General features: G+C 46.7%; 6 protein-coding genes. 3 read left to right on the forward strand and 3 right to left on the reverse strand.

From position 1 onward, the window contains the following. Positions 1–40 precede the first annotated feature (40 nt). Positions 41–745 carry a poly-gamma-glutamate hydrolase family protein gene (locus KY305_RS17155; RefSeq protein ID WP_223063569.1) on the reverse strand — a complete coding sequence of 235 codons (705 nt, stop codon included), beginning with the start codon at positions 743–745 and terminating at the stop codon, positions 41–43. A 544-nt stretch (positions 746–1,289) separates the two neighbouring features. On the opposite strand from KY305_RS17155, the gene aprX reads away from it, so the two are divergent. Together aprX and ymzB are read left to right on the forward strand one after the other, a co-directional pair. Then, a complete protein-coding gene (gene aprX, locus KY305_RS17160) occupies positions 1,290–2,618 on the forward strand; it encodes a serine protease AprX (RefSeq protein WP_223063570.1) in 1,329 nt (442 codons plus the stop codon). A gap of 198 nt (positions 2,619–2,816) precedes the next feature. After that, complete coding sequence (ymzB, locus tag KY305_RS17165) at positions 2,817–3,179, forward strand: protein YmzB (protein WP_223063571.1); 363 nt, start codon at positions 2,817–2,819, stop codon at positions 3,177–3,179. A gap of 39 nt (positions 3,180–3,218) precedes the next feature. Here the strand turns inward: ymzB and KY305_RS17170 are convergent, their stop codons facing one another. Then, positions 3,219–3,911 (reverse strand): YoaK family protein, encoded by a 693-nt coding sequence (locus tag KY305_RS17170; protein WP_223063572.1) that lies wholly within the window; start codon positions 3,909–3,911, stop codon positions 3,219–3,221. A 391-nt stretch (positions 3,912–4,302) separates the two neighbouring features. Between KY305_RS17170 and KY305_RS17175 the strand changes: the two genes are divergently transcribed. Continuing rightward, the gene (locus tag KY305_RS17175; RefSeq protein ID WP_223063573.1) at positions 4,303–5,514 is read left to right on the forward strand and encodes a cytochrome P450 family protein; all 1,212 of its coding nucleotides are present in this window, start codon (positions 4,303–4,305) and stop codon (positions 5,512–5,514) included. Positions 5,515–5,639: 125 nt separating this feature from the next. Here the strand turns inward: KY305_RS17175 and KY305_RS17180 are convergent, their stop codons facing one another. Next, the gene (locus tag KY305_RS17180) at positions 5,640–13,118 is read right to left on the reverse strand and encodes a beta-ketoacyl synthase N-terminal-like domain-containing protein (protein ID WP_223063574.1); all 7,479 of its coding nucleotides are present in this window, start codon (positions 13,116–13,118) and stop codon (positions 5,640–5,642) included. Positions 13,119–13,124 lie beyond the last annotated feature (6 nt).

Here is a 13,124-nt window from a genome sequence, read left to right on the forward strand (position 1 = left end):
TCAGTCTGCTGATCCTTCACTCGTTTGCCTTGTTTTTCGCTCAGGAATACCCTTGATTGATCACTCTTTTTATCGTACGGACGAAGCGGTAAAATTCATCTGTTTTTGTGTATTCTCTTTCACGGTAATCAAAATTATCAAAAAATGCTTCTCTCTGCTCTCTGCTGATTTCAAGCTGTATGCTCAGGCCTGTTTTCCCCTGATTGTTAATATTTTCGGCATGAACTCCGGCCAGCCCGCTTTTAGAGGATGCCAGTTCAGCAGAAAAACCGCTTCTTTCGAGAGCTTTTACCAGTTTTGCCGCCCGTTTTCGGTCGCTTCCCCCTACAAGGGTGTTCTTCCCGTCCCCTTTATAACCGTGGACAGCTATGACATAGCGATGCTGCTTAATGCTTTTGAGTGCGACCGGCTCGTCAAAATTGGTGCTCGTAATGTGGAGAGTCTGATTATCATGCGCTTTTAATCCTTCAAACAAATAGGTTGAAAAATCATCACTGAAAGAACGGACGATCTCGCTTACCCCGCCCTCAATTCTGCCTCCGTGCGGCGACATAATTAATACCTGGCTCCCCTCTTGCCTGTTGTATGATATATGATAATCATCGGGATCTTCATGCTCCGCGAGACTTTTAAAATCTAAATATGTATCAGAAGCAGAGGGCTCAGGTTCTGACGCATAATGAACACATCTGATTAGTAAGACCATTGCTACAATTATGATGACATTAAGTAAAATTCTTTTCATCAGTTCTCCTTTCTATAAAAATGGAATGTTCATTATATGATTTTTGTCAATAGGTCTTATCTTAACATTCTATTCACATTATCATCAGTGAAAAACTTCCCGGTTTCAAAAAATCAATTGATTGTCACAGTTCAAGCTGTTTCACACCGGGCATCAGTGAAAAAAGGTTGAGAGAGGGTGAAATAAAAGGGAGAAATGCCCGAAATTTATGAGGGCAGCAGGTTACAGCCGTGCAGTTTTGCTGAAAATGCATCCTCAGAAATGAATAACGCAGGAAAAAATAGATTGTTTTTCATACAGCACAACGCCTTTACTCCCTCTTCAATCCCTTTACCGTCTTTTTCATATATATAATAATATCAATCGAAAGCAGGAATGTCTTCTTTGACTATCTCCTCCTTCGCTTCAGCCGAATATTTGTTTCTCACTATCTCTCTTAAAAACCGCATTTTAACCATTGCTATGAAGGACAAACAAACTGACCAAACATACTGCCTGTTCATAAGGTATAAAGAGAATCGCCAGAATGGGAGGAAACATATATATGTTTGGTTACTCGATGGTTCAAATGGTGCGGTCAAATGCTCACAAGCTTGACTGGCCGCTCAGGGAAAATGTATTACAGTTATACAAACCCTTCAAATGGACACCTTGCTTTTTACACAGCTTTTTCGAAGCGAAGTTAAAAAACAGAAAGAAGATGTCGGTCATTATTGAATTTGAAGAAGGCCGACATGAAACCGGTTATCATGCAGCCGGACAGGTTTTATTGAATGAGAAACGCTCCAAAATCAAAAAGAGGTTTCATAAAATCAATTGCTGCAGCGCGGATGTCACTCCAACCGCTCTTCATATGCTCCTTTCACAGTGTGAGGATATCCGTAAAGTTTATTTAAACCGGGAGGTAAAAGCGCTCCTGGATACAGCAACAGAATCAGTCCATGCAAAGGAAGTCAAAAGAAACGGAACCGCCTTAACAGGGAAAGGAGTCAACGTCGCCGTCATCGATACCGGAATCTATCAGCATCCTGATTTAGAAGGCAGAATTACAGCGTTTGCGGATTTTGTTAATCAAAGGACGGAGCCATATGATGACAACGGACACGGCACACATTGCGCGGGTGATATCGCAAGCAGTGGCGCTTCATCTTCAGGGAAATACCGGGGGCCGGCGCCTGAAGCAAACCTTATCGGGGTGAAAGTGTTAAACAAATCAGGGTCCGGAACATTAGCTGACATCATTGAGGGTGTAGAATGGTGCATTCATTACAATGAAAAGTACACCGAGAAACCGATACACATCATCAGCATGTCTCTCGGCGGTGAAGCGCTTCGTTATGACAAAGAAACAGATGATCCGCTCGTCAGGGCTGTCGAAGAGGCATGGAACGCAGGGATCGTCGTCTGTGTCGCTGCCGGCAACTCCGGTCCTGAGGCACAAACGATTTCAAGCCCAGGTGTCAGTGAAAAGGTCATAACCGTCGGTGCCTACGATGACAACGGGACGGCAAGCAATGAAGACGATACAATTGCTGCCTTTTCAAGCTGCGGCCCGACTGTATACGGGAAAGAGAAGCCTGATATTCTCGCACCCGGCGTGGATATTATTTCCCTCCGTTCCCCCCGGTCATACCTTGATAAATTACAAAAATCAAGCCGCGTGGGGTCATTTTATTTTAGTTTGTCCGGCACATCCATGGCCACGCCGATCTGTGCCGGCATCGCCGCGTTAATCCTCCAGCAGAATCCAAAGCTTGCACCTGATGAAGTAAAAGCACTTATGAAACAAAGCGCTGATAAATGGACAAACGAAGACCCGAACATTTACGGGGCGGGTGCAGTGAACGCAGAAAATGCCGTTCCGAAGGAGTAAGCTTTTTAGCATGCAAACACGGACTCGCCTGCATCAGCAGATGGTTCCGTGTTTTTGCCATTCAGATCGAAAAACAATTATAATGAAAAAACTCGGAAAATCTTTAGAACCTCAGGCTGGAAAAAGATAAATATCAAACGGTGTAATTCTAAAAAGAATAGGGAATAAGTATGGTGTAGAGCAAAAGGAGGAATAGCAATGGCACTTACAAACACCGAACTGTCTGAATGGCTGAAACAACAAATCGGGCAGACGCTTGATATCAGAAAAGGCGAGCTGACAGACAGCCGGAACGAGATTTCCGACTTGGACCAAATCATGCTTCACCTTGATGACGTGCTCATCCGCAAAACAAATCATCCTGATGATTATGTAGCAGAGGAAGAACTCGTGCTGAAAGGTCAGGGAACGACCTATACGGAAGAAGGTAATGTCCCCCTTCCTCAAGACGCGTATGAAATTCCTTTACTCGGTGACATTAAAATACAGCAGGAACATGACGGATTAAAGGTACATACGGACCGCGCCGTTTATACAATCGGCACTTACCGGCAGCAATAATAAAAAAACGCCGCTTATTCAGGGCGTTTTTTTTCGTTATTAGGCTTTTTCTTCCGTATAAGCGTGGAACTTTGTGATGGCGCAAGTGATAATTCCTAAAATGATGACGATCGGAAGCCAGATGATCGCAAATTTATAATCCGGTTCGGCAAAGGCGCCGATCACTGCCCCGAAGCAATACAGCACTAGGGCAAGCGCGCGTAAAACAGCATCTCTTGTAAAACGCCTCCGGTCTCCCGCTTTATAGAATCTCCCGGTGAGATCTTCAAAGAAATTGGCAAGCGTCCCGGTTAAAACCGTCGTGGAAATACCCGCTACGCCAAGCTTTCTCGCAGCAGTCGTCTGCATTCCCATCGCAAAACTGAGAAGCATGATCAGCACATATACTGATACATCGCCCGCGAAAAAATAAGAAAACAGAGCGAATAAAAGCAAAACAGCTCCTTCAATCGCCAAAGCAGCCGTCACGGCAGGCGGCCAGAATGCTTTCTGTTTATTGCCGACAAGCGCAGCTGCCGCAGTAACCCCGAGAATAAATCCAATTAAGGAAGCGAGAGATTTGAGTACCGTCAGCTGCAATGAATTGCCGATCGCTAAGCCGAGAAGCACGATGTTCCCTGTCATATTGGCAGTAAATACATGTCCCAAGCTTAAGTAGCCAATCACATCCACAATTCCCGCAGTCATACAAAGAAGTAAAAGCGTAATATTTCGATATGCAGAGACGGTCAATGTGATCCAATCCTTTCTCAGCCGATTCCAACATATAAGTTTACTCTTTGCCGTTTCTAATGTCCAGCTGACATAAAAAAATCTCCGGCAATGCCGGAGATTTGATTACTGAACGATAAACCATACCTTATTAGGCCGCCATGTTATAAATGGTTACATACCAGAATAAATTTCATGTTTTGTTGATAATCAACGAAAATGGGATCTTTATGATTTGTCTATTGAATCCCTCTATCTTTCCATATATAGTTTTAGACATACTCATGAGCCGATGTAACCAGACTTTAGGTTTCCGGCACGTGAAAGGAGGAATGTTCACCCGGGCACGTGTGTTCAATGATTGAAACTGCTTAGTGATGTCTTTTAAAAACAGGAAGGCGGGGAAGTCAAGATGGAAAAGTTAATGTTTCATCCACAGTCATCTGAGTTTAACGAAAACCCTTTTGCGGTATTAGGCAGGTTCAGAGAGCAAGACCCTATACATAAATTCGAATTACACCGTTTCGGCGGCGCATTTCCGGCATGGTTAATTACGCGTTATGATGATTGTATGGCATTTTTAAAAGACAGCAGAATCACCAGAGATGTGAAACGAGTGATGCCGAAGGAACAGATCGCAAAGCTGAATGTCAGCGAGGATATTGACTTTGTTTCAGATCATATGCTCGCAAAAGACCCGCCGGATCACAGCCGCCTGCGCTCTTTGGTGCATCAGGTGTTCACCCCCCGGATGATTGAACAGCTGCGCACAGGTATTGAACAGATCACGGAAGAACTATTGGATGACATGGAAAAAAAAGCAGACGCCGATATTATGAGAGATTTCGCGGCCCCGCTTCCGTTCATTGTCATCTCCGAGCTGATCGGTATTCCTAAAGAGGACCGCGCCAAGTTCCAAGTGTGGACCAACGCGATGGTCGACACGTCAGAAAGCGGACAAGAAGCGACCAATCAGGCGCTCAGAGAGTTTAAGCAATATATTAAAACACTTATCCAAGAAAGAAGAACCAATCCGGCGGATGATTTGACGACCAAGCTCATTCATGCGGAAGAGGACGGCCAAAAGCTAAGCGAGACAGAATTATATTCCATGCTGTTTTTATTAGTTGTCGCCGGACTTGAAACAACGGTTAATCTTCTCGGCTCAGGCACTTTGGCGCTTCTTTTGCACAAAGACCAATTAGAAAACGTAAAGCGGCAGCCAGGGATGATCAATACGGCGGTCGAGGAACTTTTGCGGTATACCTCCCCTGTTGTCATGATGGCGAATCGCTGGGCAATTGAGGATTTCACTTATAAAGGAGCCTCTATTAAAAAAGGCGACATGATTTTTATCGGAATCGGTTCGGCCAATCGAGATCCGGAATACTTCGATGATCCCGAGACGTTAGATATAGCAAGAACGCCGAACCGCCATATCTCTTTCGGATTCGGCATCCATTTTTGTCTCGGGGCTCCGCTGGCCAGAATGGAGGCGGCGATTGCGTTTGCCGCGCTTTTAAGGCGGTTCCCGAATATCGAGCTGAATATTGCCCATGAGGAAATCAAATGGAGAAAAAATGTGTTTTTAAGGGGGCTTGAGACCTTGCCTGTTACACTATAAAACGAAAACCTCCCGTATTTCTTAATGACGAAATCAAATGTTCACTATGAATATTTAGTACATGATACGTTTAGTTTATTTTGAATAAAAAAGACCGCCGGGATGCTGGCGGTCTTTTTTTCATATTAACGCTTCACTAATTCATTTGTATCTTCGAATTTTTTTCTGAACGATTTGAGGAAATTTGCACTTATTGTGCCTTTGTTCGCATACAGCTTTTCACAAAAAGCCTTTATGGCGTTTTGCGGCTTTGTTTCTGACAGCATCATCACATGGCTGGACGAGTGGACATCTAATAGATGAAACTGTTTCATCTGCCGTTCCCAATTTTCCCAATAGGCCTCATGGTCTAATGAGATTTGGTCATCCTGAATCGTCAAATAGCGTTCAAGACCGCCGAGAAACAAGCCGCTTTTATTACGGAAATAGTAGCATTGCGGCGCTTCGGGATGAGGCAAAGGCTTAATGATATACTCCTCCATTCCGTAAGCGAGCTGGGTGTTTATCATTTGCTCAACCTGGATACGGATGGTTTCTTCTGATTTTGGCAATCCGCGTTTTTTCGCCAGCCCTATCAGCTCTTTCAAAAAGTCTTCTTCCTCTGCCTGTACACTGATTTCTTCCCGGCTGATCAATGCTTCCTCCGGTTTTTCCGGTTTGAGAAATGCCGTAAGCATCGTATTCACCGTTTGCAGCATAACTGATTTTAATGAAGGTTTTGCTTCTTTCCACTTTGTGCTGTACGGTGTATCGACCATGACGATGCTTTTCACCTCATGCCCTGCTTCCTGCAGCAGGCGAGCCGTTTCATATGCAAGCATTCCGCCTAAGGAATATCCGCCGAGATCGTAAGGGCCTTTCGGCTGTACGGCTTGAATGATGTTCATATAATAAGCGGCCATCTCTTCAATTCCTTCCAGCGGCGCTTCCTCCGTCATAAAACCTTTTGCCTGAATGCCGTAAAAAGGGCGCTGGCTCTTTTTGGCGAATGGCTGATACGCTTCAACGCCGCCCGTTCCGCCGTGAAACCAAAAAACGGGCCGGCCTTTTTCCCTCTCATTTAAATGAACAAGCTCAGAAAACTTCCTGTGGAGATCTCTTGATGAAGCCTGCTGATGATCTGATGCTGCCAGAACAGTCATTTCCTCCAGCGTGCTGCACTTCTGAAGCGCTTCTAGACTGATGCGCCGATCAGCAGACGCCTCCAGCTTTTGCAGCAATTGAATACAAGAGATTGAATCAAAACCGTATTCAGCCAAAGGCTTTTGCGGATGGATGTCTGCCGTGTTCATCCCTAATATGTCGGCTAAAATGTGACGCAGAGCTCCGTTTTTGGAAACAGGCTCTTTTGCAGCCGGCGAAACTTCGATGTCTTCCGTTTCAAACCCGCGCCAATATTTGTTTTTTTCAAACGGGTACGTCGGCAGCGAGATTCGCTGAACGTGTCTGCCTTGATGAAGCCGTTCCCAAGGGATGTCCGCACCTCTGACCCAGCAAAATGCCAGTTTTTCTAAATTGGTTTCTGCTAAGAGTGTCTCCATAACGACATTGCCGAGGGTTCCTTCTAATAAGGCGCCGATATCCCCTAAACCCGTCTTCTGACTGCCGATAAAGGCGGGAACGGAGCTTCGGAGCACATCGTTTTCATCAGATGCTTCTTCGTAATCTTTCAGCCCCTGAAGCAGTTCATCCTGATTGCGGACGACCAATGCCAGCCGGCAATTCATAGCATCGCGGCCGGTTTGGAGTGTATAAGCGAGATACCGGAATGAAGGGACTTCCTCTTTCTCCGCAAAATCAGCCATTTGACGCGCAGCTTCTCTAAGCCGGTCTTCACTCTTGGCAGAAAGTACGATAAGCTGAGGCTCTGGCTTTCGTTCCGCTTCTTTTGGAGATGGGCTGTACTGTTCCAACACCACATGCGCATTTATGCCGCCGAATCCATAGCTGTTAATAGCGGCCCGGCGCGGAATTTGTCTGCCCGTATGATCTATCAGCTGTCTCCATTCGTGATTTTCTTCAGTGAGACGGAATCGGCTCTTTTGAATCGGCATTTGATCATTTACGGCAGTAAATCCGGGAATGCCCGGTATGATGTTTTCTTTCATCGCCATCGCCACCTTCATGAGAGCGGCCATCCCGGAAGCAAGTTCGCCATGACCGATGCAAGGTTTCAGACTGCTGATATAACAAGGCTGGCCTTCTTGATTGCTTTGCTCCGCTCCTTCAAGCTCGCTGTATCCCGTCTTTAATGCATTGAACTCAATCGCGTCCGCAAGCTGGGATGCAATGCCGTGGGCTTCGACATATGTGACGGTTCGCGGATCGACGTCAGAACCTTCATACGCTTTTTTCATCGCGGCCTTCATTCCGGCCGGGTTTGGCGCGTGAAGCGACATTCCCTTACCGCCATGGGACACGCCGGTTCCTTTAATGACCATATAAATGCGGTCGCTGTCTTCGATCGCTTGTTGCAGCGGTTTGATGATGAAGACGCCCGCACCTTCGCTTCTGACAAAACCATCAGCGTCATTTTGGAAGGATTTAGCTTGTCCGTCCTTGCTTAAATACCCCATGGAATCAAAGCCGAGAAAGCCCTTCGGCGAAAGCAGGATATTGGCGGCGCCGACGACTGCTTGCTCACATTCATTATTGCGGATAGCTTGAATCGCCCTGTGCAATGCAACAAGGGTTGACGAACAAGCCGCTTCGTAATATTCGCTCGGCCCTTGCAAATTCAGGGCATACGAAATCCTGTTCGGAATGATGGACGGGATTGCCGCACCATTGTTCGGATCGCTGTTGCCCGCGGCAACGAAAACGCCAGTCGGCCGGTTTGATAATGCCTTACTGGTCAGTCCCGCATCCTCCATAGCCTTCCATGTATGTGTCAGCAAGAGAAACTGTTCCGGGCTCATTTGTGACGCTTCTTTAGGCGATATCCCAAAAAACAGCGGATCAAATTCGCCTATACCGTCAATAAAACCGCCCCAGCGCAGGCTTGATTTATCCTCACCCGCACCGTACCGGCGCCAATCCCAGCGCTCCTCCGGAATTTCCGTAACACAGTTGTCTCCGTTTACGACATGTTCCCAAAATGATTGGATATCAGGTGATTGCGGAAACTGTCCTGACATGCCGATAATCGCCATTCCGTCCTTCTTATGGGCATCATTTTGTCTTGCTTGTTTTTCTTCCGGCAAAGCTTTTGTTTGCGGTTCCATACGCTCTTCTGCCTGCTGCTTGTGATCAAGCAATTGAGAAAATTCAGCCTCGTATTCGGATGCAAAGTAGCCTGTTAGCTCTTCTATCGTCGGATACTCGAAAAACAATGTCGGGTTGACATCTATTTTTGCGTCGTGTTCGATCTCTTTCGTCAGGCCGATTAAACGAGCTGAATCAATTCCCAAGTCCATCATATTGGCATCAGCACGCGGGGATGCAGCCGGATCGCTCATCAGTCCCGCAAGCTTTCCGATAACGTAACGGCGGATATCGTCTGTCAAACTTCCCGTACTCAGTCTGCCTGTACCGTTGGGGTCAGCCAGAACCGGCTGTTCTGTTTGATCCGCGGCCGTGCGGAACCGTTTCAGAGCATAACCTTCATACCGGATCACGGTCTCAGATGCATCGCTGATGACATCCGCGTTAAACAGGATCATCTCCCCCGTATGTTTGGCTAACGTGATGTGCAGCCAGCAATCCGTCAATTTTGTCTGACTGCTGAATTGAATGGAATTAATGCCAAAAGGCAAGAAGCTGCCTGCATCTGATTGATCCAATAAAGATAGAATAGCCACGTAAGCGCTGTTGGCGATGAATGGGCTGATGGCATAATCATGCGCCCGGAGTGATTCGTTTTGCTTCAGACTCAGTCTTGCCAAAACGGCGCCGGTTCCTTTGAAAAGGCGGGTGACGGTTTTAAATTCTGCGCCCCACCTGACGGCGCCGGTTCCGTCTCCATATAAGTCTTCTATATGATCCATTTCACGATACGACTGCTGAATGGCCTCTATATCTATTCGTTTTTTCTGAAATTCATATGGACTGCACTCGGCGTAAGCGGCCTGTTTCCAATCGCGTGACGTATGACTGCGGTACATTATGTTCAGTTCAACAGACGGGCCGTTTTGCCTTGATTCTGTTTTAAGCTCGATACGATCGCCTTTGTTGACGGTGACAGGACTGACATAATTTAATTTGCTGATCTGACCTCCTTCCGCTTCAGGAAAGATATCATAAAACGCATCGGCGGCCAGGCTTCCGTATGTAGCCCCGACAAGCACTTGTTCGCCGTTAAACTGATGACCTTTCACATACGGTTCATCGTATCTATAAACATCTGACCCGCTGCTTTCTTCATCACCGAAATGAAAAGCCGTTCGGTGGTCAAAAGCATAGTTTGGCAGATGGATGGAGTGCTCTTTCTGTTCCTGATAAAAGGTAACCGTCCCTCCCGCTGCCCATTGGCGCGCCCGCTTGCCGATCTCAGAAAAGGAGGTAACGTCAGCCGCGGAATTCATCCGGTAAGCTGTCAGCTTTTTCACCAGTTCCTGAACCGAACCGGCCGTAAACGCTGCGCGATGTTCGGTATGGTGCGTTCTCTTTTGTAAAGCGGATGCGATACCGGCCAGATTATGTGAAGGTGACTTTTCTAAAAAGGCCAGTAATTTGTCTAGAAATGCTTCAAGGCTCCATTTTGTTTTCGCTGAGACAGGAATAAGGTATTCCTCAGAACCGATGTATGCTTCTTGAACAGATTCCGGGCTGATATATTCTTCTACGATAAGATTCGCATATGCCCCGCCCGCGCCAAATGAGTTAATCATGCTTCTGCGCGGCAAGGTTTCGCCTGTTTCAGTATCCTTCAGGCGTTCCCAATGCTCAGTTTGTTCCTGAAGATAAAAAGCCGTTTGGTCAAGAGTAATATTCGGGTTTTGCGGGCTTGCATGAATCGTCGGGACTAAAGTTTCTCTGTCCATCTGCAGCAGCACCTTAGTAAGCTGAGACATGCCCGAAGCCGCCTCCAGGTGTCCGAGATTTGATTTAACAGAGCCAAGCGCGCAATACTGCTTTTTATCGGTATATTGGGAAAACGCATTTGTGAGGGCTATGACCTCAATCGGGTCTCCTAATACAGAGCCGTTTGCCGCAGATTCAACATAGCTGATCGTTTCCGGGTCAATACCGGCTTTGTCAATGGACGCAGCCATCAGCTTCGCCTGCTGTTTCGGATCCGGGGCCGTGTACATCTGCCTTCCGCCGCTGTGGCACAAAGCACTGCTTTTAATCACGCCGTAAATATGATCATTATCGGCAATCGCTTTAGAAAGCGGCTTCAGCAGCACCGCACCGACTCCTTCTCCCGGCATGAGCCCCGTACCGGTTCCGAAGCTTTTACTTTCACTTCCTTTTTCCAGCAAATTCGCCCGTTCGAGCGCATCATATTTGGACGGTTCAAGCGTCAAGTTCACTCCGCCGGCGATGGCCATTGAGCAGCTGTTGAGCTTCAGGCTTTCACAGGCGAGATGAATGGCGCTCAGTGAGCTGGAGCATGCGGTCGTAACTCCCATGCTCGGACCCGTTAAATTGAAAAAATGAGAGATACGGTTGGCGATATGCCAATCCCCCCCGTTAGAGCTGAGGGCGGCTTGCTCCAATGACGGGATATTCCAAAAATATTGGTTGTACATACTGCCCATAAAGACACCAATGCCAGAATCCGTTTCCTGCCATTTATTCAATCTCTCTAAAGAGTAGCCCCCGTTTTCAAATGTTTCCCACACCGTCTCAAGGCTTAGTCGAAGCTCAGGCGTCATTTCCATCACATGGGCTTCATTTACTTCAAACAGGTGATGGTCAAAAGCGTCGATATTTTGCAGGAATCCGCCGTACCGCTTTTTCCCGCCAGCTTGGGAGGTTTCTTTCGCCAATGCTTTCAGAAGCGATGTCTGCCATCTTTTTTCAGGTGCTTCGGTGATACAGCTGTCTCCGGCTTTTAAGTGCTCCCACAGCTCATCAAGCGTTTCAGATAACGGGTAGCGGCCGCTTATGCCGATAATGGCAATGTCCTCACGATCTGAGCGGGCGGCAGGAACCGATGCCGATTCCGGCTTGGGCGCTTTTGGCTCTTCTTTTATAAATCGCCGCGCTTCAATGGCAGGAGGAGCTTCTTTCTTGATAACCGGTTCCGTTTTCTCTTTTTCAGGAAGCGCTTTTTCTGTAACAAACGCCTTTTGCAGCTTATCCGGAACGTTTTCAAGTAAATATGCGGCAAGCTCTCTTGTATTCGTGTGTTCGAAAAGAATCGTTTTCGGAAGCTCGCCTGTCAATGTTTCCAGCTCACGGATAAAATTCACCTGCAAAATGGAGTCGATTCCGTATTTTTCAAAGCTGGTTTCATCGTGAATACGTTCTGGAGAAAGCTTTATCGATTTTGCTAACGTTTCTTTTATAAATTGAATCGTTTGGTCTGTGACTGACAGACCAAGTTCAGAAGATTGGACCTGATCAGCGGAGGCTGCGATTTCTTCAACCGCCTGCACACCCGGCTGCTTTTGCCTGATTATCCCGTCACTTTCAGCGGCCACGATTTGCTGGCCGAGCTGGTGCGACGATTCTGCCATAAATGTCACGTACCGGAATCCCTCGCTTTCCAGCACGTTTTGCCAGGCTTCGGGATATAAGCCAGGGCATCCGGGAATGCGCAATTCACCATCTTCATAGAGCCACCAGCCTTCTAAAAGGCCGAATGTCAGGTGAGAATAGACCGAATGGCTGCTGATTTCGTTCAAAAGCAAAATACCGTTCTTTTTTAACACTGCTTTGGCATTGCGCAGCGTCTTCCGAATATTTTTCGTTGCATGAAGCACATTTGCCGCGATCACCGCGTCATATGCCCCCGCCTCTATTTCCTGCAGGGCGGGAGGCTCTTCCACATTAAATCGCTTATAGGTCAAATACGGATTATCAGGGCCGTATTCTTTTTCAGCATGCATTAAAAAGGCCTTAGACAAATCGGTATAGCAATATTCTTTTACATGGTGTTTGTATTCTTTTAATCTTTGGAAAACCGCTGCGCTTGTTCCGCCCGTTCCCGCTCCGATTTCTAATATCCGAACTTCAGCCGCCGGGTCTTCCTTCACCCGTTCTTCAATGAAGGCAGTCAGTGTGTCGGCAAGCACTTCATTAAAATAATCTGCGGTTGTATTGTTCTTATAAATTCCTTCTACTAGATTCATAGAGGAATCGGGAAACAGAATATCAGTTGCAGAAACTCTGCCGGATAAAATATCCGGCAAAGCTCTGAGGGCTGTCTCTACTAAAATGATCATCGCCTGTTTATTACTGTCCTTGAGTAAAGGAGTTTTCTTTTCATCCCATTCTTTCCACAGTACATCCGCACGTTCTATCGGTTTCGTTAAAACGTACGTATTCTCGGACTGTTTGAGAAAACCGTTTCGCACTAAGATTGAGATGCTTTCTTCAAGCCATCTTCCGTAAAAATCCTGTAAGACCGGCTGAGTATTGTTTTCTGTAAAAAAACCGATAGATTTCAGCTGGCCTGCTAATAGTTTGTAAAGAAGATCTTCAGTGTTTTGCAAAGCCGT

The organism is Bacillus sp. YC2 (assembly GCF_019891195.1).
In the GTDB taxonomy this organism is placed as follows: Bacteria; Bacillota; Bacilli; order Bacillales; family Bacillaceae; genus Bacillus.